The 15,583-nt window shown below is 73.9% G+C and carries 14 protein-coding genes, 1 pseudogene and 1 riboswitch; of the genes and pseudogenes, 9 read left to right on the top strand and 6 right to left on the bottom strand.

Going from position 1 to position 15,583, the window contains the following annotated elements; all coding sequences use genetic code 11:
• Positions 1 to 9: 9 nt before the first annotated feature.
• The 4 genes from pknB to thiO all read right to left on the bottom strand — a co-directional run bounded on the left by pknB (position 10) and on the right by thiO (position 4,443).
• Positions 10 to 2,022: a Stk1 family PASTA domain-containing Ser/Thr kinase gene (gene pknB, locus ACZ4V1_RS12875; protein ID WP_468333696.1), complete on the bottom strand. Its 2,013-nt coding sequence runs from the start codon at positions 2,020 to 2,022 to the stop codon at positions 10 to 12.
• Positions 2,023 to 2,246: 224 nt separating this feature from the next.
• The gene (locus ACZ4V1_RS12880) at positions 2,247 to 3,044 is read right to left on the bottom strand and encodes a thiazole synthase (protein ID WP_468333698.1); all 798 of its coding nucleotides are present in this window, start codon (positions 3,042 to 3,044) and stop codon (positions 2,247 to 2,249) included.
• Between the two features lie 2 nt (positions 3,045 to 3,046).
• Positions 3,047 to 3,247, bottom strand: coding sequence for a sulfur carrier protein ThiS (thiS, locus tag ACZ4V1_RS12885; protein ID WP_468333701.1), 201 nt, complete (start codon positions 3,245 to 3,247; stop codon positions 3,047 to 3,049).
• Positions 3,244 to 4,443 carry a glycine oxidase ThiO gene (thiO, locus tag ACZ4V1_RS12890; protein WP_468333704.1) on the bottom strand — a complete coding sequence of 400 codons (1,200 nt, stop codon included), beginning with the start codon at positions 4,441 to 4,443 and terminating at the stop codon, positions 3,244 to 3,246. The genes thiS and thiO overlap by 4 nt, the downstream gene beginning before the upstream one ends.
• Positions 4,441 to 4,552: riboswitch (TPP riboswitch) on the bottom strand. (Overlaps the previous gene by 3 nt.)
• A 52-nt stretch (positions 4,553 to 4,604) precedes the next feature.
• On the opposite strand from thiO, the gene ACZ4V1_RS12895 reads away from it, so the two are divergent.
• From ACZ4V1_RS12895 to ACZ4V1_RS12920, 6 genes are all read left to right on the top strand, one after another.
• On the top strand, positions 4,605 to 4,955 hold the full coding sequence (locus ACZ4V1_RS12895; RefSeq protein WP_468333707.1) for an avidin-fold protein: 351 nt from the start codon (positions 4,605 to 4,607) through the stop codon (positions 4,953 to 4,955).
• A 32-nt stretch (positions 4,956 to 4,987) separates the two neighbouring features.
• Positions 4,988 to 6,259: an NAD(P)/FAD-dependent oxidoreductase gene (locus tag ACZ4V1_RS12900; RefSeq protein ID WP_468333709.1), complete on the top strand. Its 1,272-nt coding sequence runs from the start codon at positions 4,988 to 4,990 to the stop codon at positions 6,257 to 6,259.
• Positions 6,260 to 6,336: 77 nt separating this feature from the next.
• Positions 6,337 to 6,702 carry an Rv2175c family DNA-binding protein gene (locus ACZ4V1_RS12905; RefSeq protein ID WP_375916551.1) on the top strand — a complete coding sequence of 122 codons (366 nt, stop codon included), beginning with the start codon at positions 6,337 to 6,339 and terminating at the stop codon, positions 6,700 to 6,702.
• A gap of 338 nt (positions 6,703 to 7,040) precedes the next feature.
• Positions 7,041 to 7,697 carry a thiamine phosphate synthase gene (gene thiE / locus ACZ4V1_RS12910; protein WP_468333712.1) on the top strand — a complete coding sequence of 219 codons (657 nt, stop codon included), beginning with the start codon at positions 7,041 to 7,043 and terminating at the stop codon, positions 7,695 to 7,697.
• Between the two features lie 106 nt (positions 7,698 to 7,803).
• The gene (metF, locus tag ACZ4V1_RS12915) at positions 7,804 to 8,727 is read left to right on the top strand and encodes a methylenetetrahydrofolate reductase [NAD(P)H] (protein ID WP_468333715.1); all 924 of its coding nucleotides are present in this window, start codon (positions 7,804 to 7,806) and stop codon (positions 8,725 to 8,727) included.
• Between the two features lie 56 nt (positions 8,728 to 8,783).
• A complete protein-coding gene (locus ACZ4V1_RS12920) occupies positions 8,784 to 9,794 on the top strand; it encodes an SCO2102 family sporulation regulator (protein WP_468333717.1) in 1,011 nt (336 codons plus the stop codon).
• A gap of 93 nt (positions 9,795 to 9,887) precedes the next feature.
• On the opposite strand, the gene ACZ4V1_RS12925 is transcribed toward ACZ4V1_RS12920, so the two are convergent.
• Together ACZ4V1_RS12925 and ACZ4V1_RS12930 are read right to left on the bottom strand one after the other, a co-directional pair.
• Positions 9,888 to 11,384, bottom strand: a complete 1,497-nt coding sequence (locus tag ACZ4V1_RS12925; protein ID WP_468333720.1) for a phytoene desaturase family protein — start codon at positions 11,382 to 11,384, stop codon at positions 9,888 to 9,890.
• Positions 11,385 to 11,920: 536 nt separating this feature from the next.
• Complete coding sequence (locus ACZ4V1_RS12930; protein ID WP_468333722.1) at positions 11,921 to 12,550, bottom strand: TetR/AcrR family transcriptional regulator; 630 nt, start codon at positions 12,548 to 12,550, stop codon at positions 11,921 to 11,923.
• Between the two features lie 190 nt (positions 12,551 to 12,740).
• On the opposite strand from ACZ4V1_RS12930, the pseudogene ACZ4V1_RS12935 reads away from it, so the two are divergent.
• From ACZ4V1_RS12935 to ACZ4V1_RS12945, 3 genes and pseudogenes are all read left to right on the top strand, one after another.
• Positions 12,741 to 13,301: pseudogene (locus ACZ4V1_RS12935) on the top strand (SAV_6107 family HEPN domain-containing protein); the annotation flags it as partial.
• Positions 13,302 to 13,754: 453 nt separating this feature from the next.
• Positions 13,755 to 14,582 (top strand): methyltransferase, encoded by an 828-nt coding sequence (locus ACZ4V1_RS12940; protein WP_468333726.1) that lies wholly within the window; start codon positions 13,755 to 13,757, stop codon positions 14,580 to 14,582.
• Between the two features lie 278 nt (positions 14,583 to 14,860).
• Positions 14,861 to 15,262 (top strand): spore wall synthesis complex protein, encoded by a 402-nt coding sequence (locus ACZ4V1_RS12945; protein ID WP_468333729.1) that lies wholly within the window; start codon positions 14,861 to 14,863, stop codon positions 15,260 to 15,262.
• The last annotated feature ends 321 nt before the right edge of the window (positions 15,263 to 15,583 follow it).

The raw sequence follows: 15,583 nt of genomic DNA on the forward strand, positions 1-15,583 counted from the left end.
GGTACCGGCTCAGCGGATCGTGATGGTGACGGTCGACCCCTTGGGAGCCGTCTTTCCACCGTCCACGGACTGTTCCTTCACGGTGTCGCCGAACAGCCCGAGCAGACCGCGGTCCTCGTCCACCTGGAAGCCGGCGTCCTCCAGCTTCCGCTTGGCGTCGTCCACGCTGTCGCCGACCACGTCCGGGACCTCGATCATCTCGGGGCCCTTGGACACCGTGAGCGTCACCGTGTCGCCCTCGGCGGCGCGGCTGCCCGGGTCCGGCGTCTGCCGGGCGACCCGGCCCCTGTCGTACTCGGAGTTCACCTGCTCGGCGGCGACCTCCACCTTCAGACCGGCCTCCGTCAGCTCGGCCCGCGCGTCGGCCAGGTCGTCACCGGTGACGTCCGGGACGTCGACCGGACTGCCCTTGCTGACGACCAGGGCGACCGCCGAGCCCGCGCGCACCGTGGTGCCCGTCTTCGGCTTCGTGGAGATCACGAACCCCTTGGGGACCTCCTCGCTGAACGCCCGGGTCACCATGCCCGGCTCCAGCCCCTCGTCCTTCAGCAGGGTCCGCGCCCGGTCCAGCTTGTAGCCCTGGACGTCCGGCAGCTTCACGGTGTCGGGGCCGTCGGAGACCGTGAACGACACGGAGTCGTTCTTGCGGATGCGGGTGCCCACCCCGGGGTCGGTGCTGATGACCTTGCCGCGCTCCACGGTGTCGCTGTACGCGTGCCGGACCTTGCCGACGTCCAGTCCGGAGTCCTCGAGCCGGTCCCGGGCCTGCGCCTCGGTCTTGGACAGCACCGGCGGCACCTTGGTGAACTGGCCGGAGTTGATGTACCAGACGCCCGTGCCGACGCCGAGTACCAGCAGGACGGCCACGACGATCGTCAGCGGGCCGCGCCGCAGCTCCGGCCGCCGGCGCCGCGGCGGTGCCGACGGAGGTGCCGCCAGCCGGCTGGTGCGGTTCACCCCGTCCGCGGGAAAGCCGTTCGCGGGGAAGCCGTTCGCGGGGAACGCGTCCGCCGTGCCGTCGCCGTCGCCCTCGTTCACGGGCAGCGGCCGGGCTCCCCCCGCGCGAGCGGAGCCGGGCGTGGGGGTGGTCAGGGCGCGCGGGATCACGCTCGTGCGGTCCTCGGCGTTGTCGTGCTCCGCGGCCAGGGCCTGCGGCGGTACCGCGTCCAGTTGGTCCGCGCTCAGCGCCGCGCGTGCCTCCCGGGCCTGCCCGAGCAGCGCCACGGCGTCGTGCGGCCGGATCTCCGGGTTGCGCGCGGTCGCCGAGGCGACCAGCTCGTCCAGCTCGTACGCCATGCCGGGAACGGCGGCCGACGGCGGCGGCACATCCTCGTGCAGGTGCTTGTAGAGCACCTGGGCGGGGGAGTCCCCGTCGTGCGGCTTGCCGCCGGTCAGCATCTCGTACAGGACGACGCCGCACGCGTACACGTCGACCCTCGGGTCGGCGGCGCCGTGCTCGATCTGCTCGGGCGCCAGGTAGGAGACGGTGCCGAGGACGGCCCCGGTGGTGCTGGTGACCGTGTCCACGGCCCGGACCAGGCCGAAGTCGGCGACCTTGACCCGGCCGTCGTCGCCTATCAGGACGTTCTCCGGCTTCATGTCCCGGTGCACGAACCCGGCCCGGTGCGCGGCGCCGAGCGCGGCCAGCACCGGCTCCAGGATGTCCAGTGCGGCCCTCGGCCGGAGCGCCCCGCGCTCGCGCAGCACGTCGCGCAGGGTGCAGCCGGCGATGTACTCCATGGCCAGGTAGACATACGCGCCCTCGGCCCCTTGGTCGAACACCTGCACGACATTGGGGTGGTCGAGCCGGGCCACCGACTTCGCCTCGCGGATGAACCGCTCCACGAAGGTGGCGTCGGTGGCGAGCGTCGGGTGCATCACCTTCAGCGCGAGCACGCGGTCCAGGCGGGTGTCCACGGCCCGGTAGACCGTGGCCATCCCGCCGACCGCGATCCGCGCCTCGACGCGGTACCGGCCGTCGAGCACCTGCCCGACGAGAGGGTCCTGGAGGGTCGTGTCCACGCAGCGAGTCTACGAGCCGCCACGGACACCCGGCGCCGCCGCCGGCGAACGGGGGCTCTACTGCAGCGGACCTGTGACGCTTCCCACGCACGGCAGGGCCTCCACCGCCGCACGGCCGCCCGGCCGGCGACGCGAGGAACCCCCACGGGAAGGTCCACCGCTCGTCCGGCCGGAGACGGGTGCTGCGGGCGGGGGAGAGAGCGAGGCGGCGGGACGGTCCACGGTCACTGAAAAGCGGGCCGCTCCGGATCCAGCACCGCCTGGCCCTCCGCGGGAGAAGACGCCTCCGCGAAGTGCCGCCGCGGAATCCGCCCCGCCAGCCGGGCCAGCCGTCCCGCCTCCACCGCGGCGCGCATGGCGGCGGCCATCAGCACCGGCTCCTGCGCCCGCGTGACCGCCGAGGCGAGCATCACACCCGCACACCCCAGCTCCATCGCCAACGCCACGTCCGAGGCCGTACCGGCACCCGCGTCCAGGATCACCGGCACGCGCGCGTGCTCCACGATCAACTCGAAGTTGTGCGGGTTGCGGATACCGAGCCCCGAGCCGATCGGCGAACCGAGCGGCATGATCGCCGCGCACCCGACGTCCTCCAGCTTCCGCGCGAGGACCGGGTCGTCGTTCGTGTACGGCAGCACCGTGAACCCGTCGTCGACCAGCGTCTCCGCCGCGTCCAGCAGCTCGATCGGGTCCGGCAGCAGGGTGCGTTCGTCGGCGATGACCTCCAGCTTGACCAGGTCGGTACCGAGGGCCTCACGCGCGAGCCGGGCGGTGAGGACGGCCTCCCCGGCGGTGAAGCAGCCGGCCGTGTTCGGCAGCACCCGGATGCCGAGCTTCTCCAGCACCGACAGCACGGACCCGTGCACGGAGGTGTTCACGCGCCGCATCGCGACGGTCGTCAGCTCCGTGCCGGAGGCCACGAGCGCGCGCTCCAGCACGTCGAGGCTGGGCGCCCCGCCGGTACCCATGATCAGGCGGGAGCCGTACGCCGTACCGCCGAGGACGAAGGGGTCGTCGGCCATGGTCAGCCTCCTTGGACGGCGGTGAGGACTTCGACGCGGTCGCCGTCGGCGAGGGCGGTGGCGGGCCACTGCGCGCGCGGGACGACGGTTTCGTTGAGGGCGGCGGCGACGCCGGACGGTGCCGCGGTGAGCGTGCCCACCAGTGCGTCCAGGGCCGTACCGGGAGTCACCTCGCGCGGCTCGCCGTTGACGGAGATGTTCATGCTGGCTGCTCCGAGAGTGCGGGGACGGCGCTGAAGCGCCGGGGGGTGAAGGGGCGGGCCTCGGCCGGCAGTTCCCCGGTGGCCAGGGCCTGCGCCATGGCGTCGCCGGTGACCGGGGTGAGCAGCACGCCGTTGCGGTAGTGCCCGGTGGCCAGCAGCAGGCCCTCCAGCCCGGTCGGACCGAGCAGCGGGGCGTTGTCCGGGGAGCCGGGGCGCAGACCCGCCCGGGTCTCCGTCAGGGGCAGCTCCGTGATGCCGGGGACCAGCTCGTGGGCGTCGCGCAGCAGCTCGTAGACGCCACCCGCGGTCACCGTCGTGTCCCAGCCCAGCTCCTCGCTGGTGGCGCCGACGACGAGCTCGCCGCTCTCCCGGGGCACCAGGTAGACGTGGTTGCCGCGCACCACGGCCCGCACCGTCCGGTTCAGCAGCGGCCCGTGCGCCCGCGGCATCGTCAGCCGCAGTACCTGCCCCTTCACGGGCCGCACGGGCGGCAGCACGTCGTCCGGGACGCCCGCGAGCCGTCCGCTCAGGCTGCCCCCGGCCAGCACCACCTGCCCGGCCTCCAGCGCCGTGCCGTCGACGGTGACGACGCCCGTGGCCCGCTCGCCGCGTCCGACGGTGAGGCGTTCGGCCCACACCCGGTGGAAGACCACCCCCGAGCGTTCGCAGGCGGTCACGAGTGCGCCGGCCAGGCGCCGGGGGTCGATCTGATGGTCGCCGTCCACCCGGAGCCCCCCGCGCACGCCCGGCGCGAGCATCGGCTCCAGGCGCCGGCACTCGCGCCCCGACAGCCACTCGGACTCCAGGCCCGAGCGGTGCTGGAGCGTGTGCAGCTCCCGCAGGTGGGCTCGGTCGTCGGCGTCCAGTGCGACGGCGAGGGTGCCACACCGGCGGTAACCGAGGTCGTGGCCGGTGAGGTCGGTCAGCTCGGCCGCGAATTCCGGATAGCGGCGGGCCGAGGCAAGGTTCAGCGCGAGCAGCGTCTGCTCGCCGTAGTGCAGCTCCGTGACGGCGGCCAGCATCCCGGCGGCCACCTGGGCGGCCCCACCGCCCGGTTCGGGGTCCACGAGGGCCGTGACGAGTCCGCGCTGCGCGGCCCGCCAGGCCGTGACCAGGCCGATGATCCCGCCCCCGACGACGAGGACGTCGGGTGTGTGTGACGACGTGCGTGCGGACGTGTGTGGCGGAGACGACATGGGCGTCCAGCCCCTCCCTTCGCCGGCATGACCCGGATCAGGTTCGTACGGTCGGAGGCCGCCAGCCTCCCTCTCAGCCCGGTGCGTCCGGGCTCCCGCGAGTGCTTTACGTTGGCCAGCCTAGCCCGCAGCGCATCGCACTCGTAAGGGAGCCTCCACAGGTGGCGCGTTCACTCGACGGTCTCGTCCTCGCCCCCGTCGCCGACCAGGCGCCCGGCCAGGTGGGCAGGCGCACCCGCTTCACCTACCACGAACAGGACGGCGCCGTATGGGCCGAGTACGCGGGCGGCGACGTCGTCCGCGGCCGTCTGGTGGGCACCCGGGAAGGCGACCGGCTCGACTTCCGGTACGTGCAGCTCGAGACCGGCGGCAGCACGTCGTCGGGACACTGCGTGTCGACCGTCGTCGACCTGCCGGACGGGCGGGTGCGCCTGGAGGAGACATGGGAGTGGGAGTCGCGGCGGGGCAGTGGTACGAGCGTTGTGGAGCAGGTCACCGTGCACGGGCACTGACTGGCGAAACGGCGGGTGTCTAAGGTGATCAGGTGAGCGAGCAGACGCAGGAGCAGCCCCGGGACCGGGGAGCGGACGCGGAGCGCCGCGTGGTGGTCGTGGGCGCGGGCATGGCGGGGGTGCAGACCGCCGTCGCCCTGCGGGAGCAGGGCTTCACCGGCACCGTCACACTGATCGGCGCGGAGCCGCACCAGCCGTACGACCGCCCGCCGCTGTCCAAGGCCGTCCTGCTCGGCACGGCCGAGGGCTCCGCCTTCGACGTCGACTTCGAGGCACTCGGCATCACCCTGCGGCTCGGCTGCGAGGCCCTGGGCGTCCGCCCCGGCGCACACGTCCTGGACACCTCCGCGGGGCCCGTGCCGTACGACGTCCTCGTCCTCGCGACCGGCGCCGAGCCGATCCGGCTCCCCGGCGCCGAGGGGGTGCCCGGCGTCCACCTGCTGCGCACCCTGGACGACGCCGAACGACTGCGCCCGGTGCTCGCCCGGCAGCACGACATCGTGGTCGTCGGCGCGGGCTGGATCGGCGCCGAGTTCGCCACCGCCGCGCGGGAGGCGGGCTGCGCCGTGACCGTCGTGGAGGCCGCCGGCCGGCCCCTCGCCGGTGCCCTGCCCGACGAGATCGCCGCGCCGATGACCAGCTGGTACGCCGACGCGGGCGCCGTACTGCGCACCCACGCGCGCGTGGAACGCGTCGAGCCCGGCGGTGCCGGGGAACCCGGGCACGTGGTCCTCGACGACGGCTCCCGGCTGCCCGCCGGCGCGGTCGTCGTCGGCATCGGCGCCCGGCCCGCCACCGCATGGCTCGCCGGCTCCGGGATCGGCCTCGGCCCGCACGGCGACGTCCTGGCCGACGACCGCCTGCGCACCTGCGTCCCGGACGTCTACGCGGTCGGCGACTGCGCCTCCTTCCCGTCCGGCCGGTACGGGGAGCGGCTGCTCGTGCACCACTGGGACAACGCCCTCCAGGGCCCGCGCACGGTCGCCGCCAACATCATCGGCGCCGCCACCGGCGAGGCCCCGGCCACCTACGATCCGGTGCCGTACTTCTGGTCCGAGCAGTTCGGCCGCTTCGTCCAGTACGCCGGTCACCACACGTCCGCCGACACGACCCTGTGGCGCGGTGATCCCTCGGGGCCCGCGTGGACGGTCTGCTGGCTGCGCGAGGGCCGCCTGGTCGCCCTGCTGGCGGTGGGCCGCCCCCGGGACCTGGCGCAGGGCAAACGCCTGATCCAGTCGGCCACGACGATGGACCCGCGGCTGCTGGCCGACCCGGCGAGGCCGCTGAAGGCGGCGACTGCGTAGCCCGCCGCCCGGGTGCGGCGGCCCGGGCGGGACGGGTCCGGCTTCCGACTGTCAGTGCCAGATGGCAGGCTTGAGACGTGACCGAGATTGACGCAAAGATCGATGCTCTCGTGCCTGCCTGGCTCACCGTCCCCGACATCGCCGAGATGCTCGGCGTCGAGGTGACCCGCGTACGCCAGCTGATCAAGGAAGGCCAGCTCATCGCCGTACGGCGCGGTGAGAACCGCGCGCTGCACATCCCCGCGGCCTTCATCGACGAGGACAAGGTCGTCAAGGGCCTGGTCGGGACCCTGACACTGCTGCGGGACGACGGCTTCTCGGCCGAGGAGATGCTGGAGTGGCTCTTCACGCCCGACGAGACCCTGCCCGGCACCCCCGCCCAGGCGCTGAGCGAGAATCGCGGCACGGAGGTGAAGCGCCGCGCCCAGGCGCTCGCCGTCTGACCTGACACCCACCGACCGGCGTACGGGCCGCGACCGACCCACGGTCCCACGGGGCCGACGGTCTGCGGTTCCGTACGCCACGGCGGCGACCCGCCGACGACCGGCCGACGACCGCCCGACGACCGGCCGACGGCTGGCCCGTCGTGCGGGTCGACCCGCCCCATGGCCCGCGCCCGCGGCAGCCGCCCGTGACGCCGGGCAGCGGCCCGTCGCGGGCCCGTATCCCGAGGGCCGCATCGGCACCGCGGCCCGTATCCGAGGGCCGCGTCGCCACCGCGGCCCATGAGCCAAGGCCGCGCTGTACCGCCGGCCACGCCACCGACCTGGGGGAGATCCGTATGCCCGACACCGCCACGACCGCCCGCGCCCGGCTCGCCGACGCCCGGCTCTACCTGTGCACGGACGCCCGCCGCAGCCAGGGCGACCTGCCCGAGTTCCTGGACGCGGTGCTGGCGGGCGGCGTCGACATCGTGCAGCTGCGCGACAAGGGCATGGAGGCGGGAGAGGAGCTGGAGTACCTCGAGGTCTTCGCCGACGCCTGCGCCCGCCACGGCAAGCTCCTCGCGGTGAACGACCGGGCGGACGTCGCCCACGCCGCCCGCGCCGACGTGCTGCACCTCGGGCAGGGCGACCTCCCGGTGCCCGCAGCCCGCGCGATCCTCGGCGACGACGTCCTCGTCGGCCGCTCCACGCACGCCGGCTCCGAGGCCGTCGCTGCCGCCGCCCAGGACGGCGTCGACTACTTCTGCACGGGCCCGTGCTGGCCGACCCCCACCAAGCCCGGCCGCCACGCCCCCGGCCTCGACCTGGTCCGTCACACGGCGTCCCTGGGCACCGACCGCCCCTGGTTCGCCATCGGCGGCATCGACCTCGGCAACCTCGACGAGGTGCTGGAGGCCGGTGCCCGGCGCGTCGTGGTCGTCCGGGCGATCACCGCGGCGGACGACCCGGCGGCGGCCGCGGCCGAGTTCGCCAAGCGGCTGCGGCAGGCGTAGGCGGGTGCCGGAGGCATGTGTCCAAGGGGTGGACAACAACTCGACAATGCGGACAAATATCACGCATCCGGTTGGGTGACCGCCGCCCCCTGGCTAACCTGCCCGTATGGCCCTCGGAACCGCATCCACCAGGACTGATCGCGCACGCACCGTGCGCGACATGCTCGCGTCCGGCAAGACGACGTACTCGTTCGAGTTCTCCGCGCCGAAGACGGCCAAGGGCGAGAAGAACCTGTGGAGCGCACTTCGGCGGGTGGAGGCGGTGGCTCCGGACTTCGTCTCCGTGACCTACGGCGCCGGCGGTTCCACCCGCGCCGGGACGGTCAAGGAGACCCAGCAGATCGTCGCCGACACGACGCTGACCCCCGTGGCCCACCTCACCGCCGTCGACCACTCCGTCGCCGAGCTGCGCAACATCATCGGCCAGTACGCCGACGCCGGGATCCGCAACATGCTGGCCGTGCGCGGCGACCCGCCCGGCGACCCCACGGCCGACTGGGTCCCGCACCCACAGGGTCTGACCTACGCCGCCGAACTCGTCCGGCTCATCAAGGAGTCGGGCGACTTCTGCGTCGGCGTCGCGGCCTTCCCCGAGATGCACCCGCGCTCCGCCGACTGGGACACGGACGTGGCGCACTTCGTCGACAAGTGCCGGGCCGGCGCCGACTACGCGATCACGCAGATGTTCTTCCAGCCCGAGTCCTACCTGCGTCTGCGCGACCGGGTCGCCGCGGCCGGCTGCGAGACCCCGGTGATTCCCGAGGTCATGCCGGTGACCAGTGTGAAGATGCTGGAGAGGTTGCCAAAGCTCAGCAACGCCTCGTTCCCGGCCGAGCTGAAAGAGCGGATCCTCACAGCAAAGGACGATCCGACCGCTGTACGCTCCATTGGCATCGAGTTCGCCACGGAGTTCTGCGCGCGGCTACTGGCCGAGGGTGTGCCCGGACTGCACTTCATCACGCTCAACAACTCCACGGCGACCCTGGAAATCTACGAGAACCTGGGCCTGCACCACCCACCGCGGGCCTAGACCGGCCGCACGTATTTGCGACACACTGCGTAACGGCCACTGGGAGAGGGGCGTACATGGGCTGGACGGTCCTCTACATCGCGTTCGGCGTCGTCGCGCTGTGGCTGCTCGGTGAGGTGCTGCTGCAGTACAAGGCACGGCTGCGCTGGCGGCTGCTCGCCTTCGGCGGCTTCGTCGGCGTCGTGGCCGGTGTGCTCATGTCGAACGTGATCGTCATCGGGCTGGGCGCGGCCGCCTTCGCGGTCGGCCAGACCTACGTCACGCTGTCGTTCCGCCGCGGCTTCGAGGCCGGCTGGGCGGTCAACGCACCGGTGAGTCTCGTCGGCAGGCGCGGCCGTCCCGAACGTGGCCGCCAGGAGCCGACGCTGGAGGTCTCCGGTCTCGAGGCGGCCGAGGGCGGCCGGGGCGACCACGACGGCTACGACGACCGCGCGCAGGGCCACGCACCTGGCCAGGACGGCCCGTCCTACGGCCGCGACGGCTACGGTCGCGACGACTACGACCGCGACGACGTCTTCACCCCGGCCCGCCCCGCCGGCCCCACGGACGCGGAGACCACCGCCGTCTACGATCCGCAGCCCATGCCGGACGACACCGGCTCGTACGGCGTGTACGCCGACGCCGGATACGGCAGCGACCAGCAGGCACCGGCCGCGGCCCCCCAGGGCGCCGACCAGTCCTACGCCTACGACTACTCGGGCTACGGTCAGCAGAATTACGGCTACGACAGCGGTGACCAGCAGCAGTACGCCGCCTACTCCGACCCGTACATCGGCACCCACACCTACGGCGGGGCGGCGTACGAGACCGGGACTTACGACACGAGCGGCGGACAGCAGTACGGCCAGCAGGGCTACGGGCAGGACCAGTACCCCGCAGGCACGCACGGCGGCTACGGCGGCGAGACCCCGGCCGGCGGGGTGTGGGTGCCGCAGCAGCGCAGCACGGACGACCCCTACGGCGGCGAGCTCCCGCCGGAGCAGACGTACCCGTACCCGGACAACGGCCAGACGCAGGGCCGGAGTCAGGGGCAGGGGTACGACTACGACGAGCAATACCGCTTCTGACGATGCCTCAGCGGCTCGGTGACCGGCCCCTGACCGCCCACACCGGCCCCTGACCGCACGCCGGCCCGTGACCGCACGCCGGTCCCCGACCGCTCACTGGGAGCCACGGAACTCGGGCCCCTCCACGACCAGTCCGGCCACCAGCGCGCCCGACATGCCCGCGTGCGGCAGCCCCCCGCCGGGGTGCGACCACCCGCCGACCGTGAACAGCCCGGCCGTGCGCGTGACGTTCGCCGGGTGCAGCAGTCGTCCGCCGGCCCCCGCCAGCGCCGGCACCGGAACCGCGCCGCCCGCCACGCCGGTCGCCGCCGCGACGTCGGCCGGGGTGCGCACCTCGTGCCACAGAAGACGGTCGCGCAGACCCGGTACCGCACGCTCGGCGGCCTCGACGATGCGCTCGACGCGGTCCTCACCGTCCGCCCCGCTTCCTGCGGGCACCACCGAGGAGAGGGTGACCGCCTCGTGGTCCGCGTCCGGGACCAGTGCGGCATCGTCGGGCCGCAGGACCGTGACGGTCGGGCGCGCGGGAAGGCCGGGTGCCCGGCCGAACAGTGCCTCCAACTCGGCCTCGCGGTCGGGCGCGTGCACCACCGTGCGGTGCGCGGTGCCCTCCGGACGGCCGCCCCGCAGCGCCAGCAGCACCGTCGTCCGGCTCGCCCCGCCGCGCTGTGGCGGCACCTCGCCGTCGCCCCGCACCGCCGGCCCGTCGCAGAGTCGGTCCAGCACGCCGGGCGCCACACCGGCGACGACGAACTCCGCCTCCGCGACCCCGTCCTCGGCCAGCTCCACGCCCGCCACCCGGCCGTCCTTCTCGACGACGCCCGTGACCTCGGTGCCGAAGTGGAACTCGACCCGCCGGGCCAGGCACCGCTCGTACACCGCCCGCGCCAGCTCCCGCAGACCGCCGCGCACGTACCACACGCCGAAGGCGTACTCCATGTACGGCAGGACGGCGGCGTTCGCCGGGGCGGTTCGGGGGTCCAGGCCGTACGCGAGCGCGTGGCTCTCCAGGAGGGCGGCGAGCCGGGCGTCCCGCAGCTCCCAGGCACCGGCCTCGGCGAGCGTGCCGGCCCGGCGGGTGCGCAGGAGGCGCTTGTGCGGGACCGCGGGATAGGGCTCGCGCTCGGCCAGCACCTCCCAGTTCGGCCACAGCGGCTCCTCGAGGAGCGGGCGGCGCGTCCGGTCCCAGGTCTCCCGGGCCCGCACCAGGAAGTCGCCCCAGCGCTGCGCGGCGGTCGGGCCGAGTGCCTCCTCCAGGGCGGCTACGACGCCCGCTCGCGACGCGTTCGGCAGGGAGACCTCCGTACCGTCCGCGAACACGTGCCGTGACGACGGATCGACCTGGACCAGCTCGACACAGGACTCCAGCGGCTCCTTGCCGGTCTTGACGAACAGGTCGCGCCAGACCGCGGGCAGCGGCAGCAGACCGGGGCCGGTGTCGAAGGAGAAGCCGTCCCGCTCGACGCGCCGCAGGGCTCCGCCGTACGTCCCGGTCCGCTCGTACACCGCCACCCGGTGGCCCGCGACGGCCAGCCGGGCGGCGGCCGCCATCGCGCCCATCCCGGCGCCGATCACCGCAATCCGTGCCATGCCAGGGACTTTATCCGCCGCCACCGACAGACCGGCCGCAGGGACCGCCGGGCCGTACACCTGCGGGAACGGCCGGCTGCGGGGCCGGTCTGAGTACCGCGACGGGCGCGCGCGTGACCGGCCGGGGAGGCGCCGCCGTGAGCCGGGGTGCGCACGGCTGAGTACCCGTACCTAGCCGCCCAGATGAGTACGCGCGCGGATGGGGCCCGGCCCGTGTGAACGAGAGAGTGGAGGCACGGAGAGGGGCACGGCTCCGGAACCGGCGACACGGGGCGCCGGAACGGAGCCGGGCCCGCGATCCGCTCCTTCCGCCGGCCGCGGTCGGCGGGAGCGAGGCACGGGGGAGCCCGGGGGAACGGCCGGAACGGGGGTTCCGACGGGGGGACGTACGGGGGAGCAGGAGAAGGCGCCGGTTCGACGGCGGCCCGCGGGGGACGCGGCCACCACGGACCGGCGCTCTTCGTGCTCGGTCGGCTTCGACCGGCTTCGACCGGCTCCGACCGGCCTCGGCCGCCGGAGTGCGGTTTCGCGGTGCCTCAGGGGCGACCGCTCACCCGTCCCTGAAGCAGCCGCGACAGGGCCGCGTGCACGTCGTCGAGGGAGCGTTCCGGCTGGAACGCCTTCCAGTCGAGCGCGGCCACCAGGACCATGCCCACCAGCGCGGCGGCCGTCAGCGGCACGTCGATCTCCTCGCTGAACTCACCGCCGGCCATGCCCTCGCGCAGCACGCCCTCCACCACCGCGACGGCCTCCTGCCTGACCACCAGAAGCGTGGACTGCCAGGCCCGGTTGGTACGCCACAGCTCGGCCACGTACAGCTGGGTGAAGGCCGGGTAGCGGTCGATGAACACCAGCCCCGCGCGGATCATCGCGTCCAGGGCGTCGACCCGGCCGCGGCCCTCCCGCGCCGTCCGCTCCGCCGCCTCCCGCAGCGACGCGGTGAGGAGCCCGACACCATGGCGCAGCAGTTCCTCGAAGAGGACGGACTTGCTGGCGAAGTTGTAGTAGACCGTGCCCTTCGCGACGCCGGCGCGTTCGGCGATCTCGTCCACGGTGGTGGCCGAGAAGCCCTGCTCGGCGATGAGGGTGACGGCCGCCTCGTAGAGCTTCTGCCGGGTGGCCTCTCGGCGGCTGCTGCCCTGCGAGGTGGTGCTGCTGCGTTCCATGTCCCGATTGTCACAGCCCTCCCCCGGGCAGGTCACCGCAGGGGCCGCGGCTCCGCCCCGGGGCCGACCCGAACCTACGATCGAAGAAAAAGGCCAGGTCAGAACGGATTGTCAGTGGCATAGCTCACTATGGGCGCATACGGCACCTCGTAACAGGGCGTGCCGTCACGGCGACGACAGGAGGATCGTCATGGCCCACTCGTCCGCAGCCGCCGCCCGGCGGCGCCGCGCAGCCGGCCCTGCACCCTCACTGACCGGCCCGGCGAGCGACGTGCACCCCGTGCTCCGCCGGGCGACCGCCCCACCCGCCGCCCTGGACCTGCTCGCCCAGGCCCGGGCGGGACTGGAGGAGGCCACCGTCCTCGAGACACCGAACGAGCGCTACGCGACGGCCCACCTCGCCGCCCTGCGCACCGCCGCCGCGGTGCTCGCCGCGCGGGGACGCCCCGAGACGACACCACGGGCCCGGGCACGGATCCGCAGTGCCTGGGAAGTGCTCCCCGAGATCGCGCCCGAGCTCTCCGACTGGAGCGCGCTGTTCGCCGCGGGCGCCCGGCGCCGGGCCCGGGCCGAGGCGGGCATCGAGGGCGCGGCGAGCCGCCGGGACGCCGACGACCTGATACGCGACGTGGCGATGTTCCTGCGCCTCGTGGAGCGGATGCTGGTCCTCCAGCCGGTCCTGCCCCAGCCCCGCCCCGACGCGGACCACCCGAGCCAGGCCCGTCCGAGCCAGGCCCGTCCGAGCCCGGACCACCCGAGCCCGGACCACAGCGACCGAGGCCGCCCTGAACCCGGCCAACTCGACCCCGGCCGTCCCGGCTCCGCCGACCTCGACTCCGGCCGTCCCGATTCCGGGCGCCTCGGTGTCGACCGTCCGGACTTCAACCGCCTGGGCAGCGAGCGGTCGGGCGGGGAATGGCCGGGCAGCGAGCGGTCGGGCAGGGATTGGCCGGGGAGCGAGCGGTCGGGCCGCGACCTGCCGGACGCGGGATGAGCACGTGGCCCGGCGCGGCGGTGCACCGGGCATCGCCGCACCGGGCCACGGAGTACCTCCCGGGCCGGTGGCACGGGGTGACCGGTCGGCGCACCGGAGGCAATAGGGTGGGAGGCGCCTGAAGCCTGCCCCTTCCCTTGCCCGGGAGAGGGCGGCAGCCCGTTCGCTCCGCCCGTGCCGAGGCGGTGCCGCGCCGAGGAGTCAACTGCCGTGTCGGACCCGATGCGCCCGCCCGTCTCCCAACCCCGCCCGCAAACGGCGTCGCAGCGCTCCGAGCCCTCGCGTTCCCGAGCCGCCCTTCGTACCGCCGTGGTCTGGGACGTCCTCCAGGACGCCCTCGACCGCCGGGTCAAGGCCACCGGCCGCCAGGCGCTGGACGTCCTGGACACCGGGGGCGGCAGCGGCAACTTCGCGGTGCCCGTGGCCCGCCTCGGCCACCGCGTCACCGTCGTCGACCCGAGTCCCAACGCCCTGTTCGCCCTGGAGCGCCGCGCCGCCGAGGCCGACGTCGCCGACCGTGTGCGCGGTGTCCAGGGAGACGCCCACGGCCTCTTCGACGTGGTCGAGCGCGGCGGCTACGACGTGGTGCTGTGCCACGGCGTCCTGGAGTACGTGGACGACCCCGCCGAGGGCATCCGCAACGTGGTGGACGCGTTGCGCGCCGAGGGCGTCCTGAGCCTGCTCGCCGCGGGGCTCGGCGGTGCCGTGCTCGCGCGCGCCCTCGCCGGCCACTTCACGGAGGCCAGGCAGGCCCTCGACGACCCGGACGGCCGCTGGGGTACGGGTGACCCCGTACCGCGCCGGTTCACCGCCGGACAGCTCACCGGACTGGTCGAGGCCGCAGGGCTCCGGATCGGTGCCGTGCACGGCGTGCGGGTCTTCGCCGACCTCGTCCCCGGAGTGCTGGTGGACACCGAGCCCGGGGCCATGGAGGCGCTGCTGAAGCTGGAGGCCGCGGCGGCCGAACTCGCCGCGTTCCACTCCGTGGCCACACAGCTCCATGTGCTCGGTGAGACGCGAGGGACCGCGGAGGCTTGAGCTACCCCGTGGGGTAAGGCGCTGATCAGGGGCGCGACTGCAGATGGAGTACGCCACAGGCCCCCCGAACGGGGGCCAGTCGCCGTATGATCGAGGGAGACCGCCCGGCATGACGGGTCGGCCGCTGGGGAATGGGAACTTCAGCGAGCCGGCACGGCCATGACGGAGACCGGTTGGCCAATTGGCGTAGAGGGGCGGGTTTCACGGGGGCGATTCCCTGCCTATCCTGAAGAGACCCCCCCGGGTCGCCCCGGCGACTGCACGATGAGGAGGACTCCGTGCCGCTCTCGGAGCACGAGCAGCGCATGCTCGAGCAGATGGAGCGAGCGCTGTACGCCGAAGATCCCAAGTTCGCGACAGCGCTCGAGGGAAGCGGGCTGCGTACGTACACCCGGCGACGGGTCTACCAGGCGGTCGCGGGCTTCCTCGTAGGTATTGCGCTCCTCATGGCCGGTATGGTCGCCCAGCAGGTCTGGCTCAGTGTGGTGGGCTTCCTCGTCATGCTGGGCTGCGCGGTGCTCGCCGTGACCGGCTGGCGCAAGGCGCCGAAGCCGGGCGAGCAGCCGGCTGCCGGTACCGGACCTCAGGCGCGCCGTCAGCAACGGCAGAAGCGCTCCATGATGGACCGCATCGACGAGCGCTGGCAACGGCGAAGGGATGAGCAGCAGGGCGGCCAGTAGCCCCGAGCCGCCGCTCACCAGGACATACGCGTGAGGGGGTGACCACCCGGCCGGTGGTCACCCCCTCACGCGTGCCTGTCTGCCCGCCGAGTCGTTCGCCCACCCGGAGCCCGGAGCCCGGAGCCCGGAGCCCGGAGCCCGGAGCCCGGAGCCCGGAGCCCGGAGCCCGGAGCCCGGAGCCCGGAGCCCGGAGCCCGGAGCGACGAGGCTGTCGTGGGTCAGGGAAGGGACGGTCGCCTGGTGCAGGGACTGGCAGGCCCAGGCCCGGGCCCGGACCAACCCCGATCGCTCCCGCCCGGGCCGTGTCTCCGTGCCGCCGGC

Source organism: Streptomyces sp. NPDC028991 (genome assembly GCF_055564775.1).

What these genes read in the sequence shown, in the direction of transcription:
- ACZ4V1_RS12880 (WP_468333698.1), bottom strand. Translation starts at nt 3,044, where the DNA reads ATGGCCGACGACCCCTTCGTCCTCGGCGGTACGGCGTACGGCTCCCGC.
- thiS (WP_468333701.1), bottom strand. Translation starts at nt 3,247, where the DNA reads ATGAACATCTCCGTCAACGGCGAGCCGCGCGAGGTGACTCCCGGTACG.
- thiO (WP_468333704.1), bottom strand. Translation starts at nt 4,443, where the DNA reads ATGTCGTCTCCGCCACACACGTCCGCACGCACGTCGTCACACACACCC.
- thiE (WP_468333712.1), top strand. Translation starts at nt 7,041, where the DNA reads ATGCCCGACACCGCCACGACCGCCCGCGCCCGGCTCGCCGACGCCCGG.
- metF (WP_468333715.1), top strand. Translation starts at nt 7,804, where the DNA reads ATGGCCCTCGGAACCGCATCCACCAGGACTGATCGCGCACGCACCGTG.
- ACZ4V1_RS12920 (WP_468333717.1), top strand. Translation starts at nt 8,784, where the DNA reads ATGGGCTGGACGGTCCTCTACATCGCGTTCGGCGTCGTCGCGCTGTGG.
- ACZ4V1_RS12925 (WP_468333720.1), bottom strand. Translation starts at nt 11,384, where the DNA reads ATGGCACGGATTGCGGTGATCGGCGCCGGGATGGGCGCGATGGCGGCC.
- ACZ4V1_RS12930 (WP_468333722.1), bottom strand. Translation starts at nt 12,550, where the DNA reads ATGGAACGCAGCAGCACCACCTCGCAGGGCAGCAGCCGCCGAGAGGCC.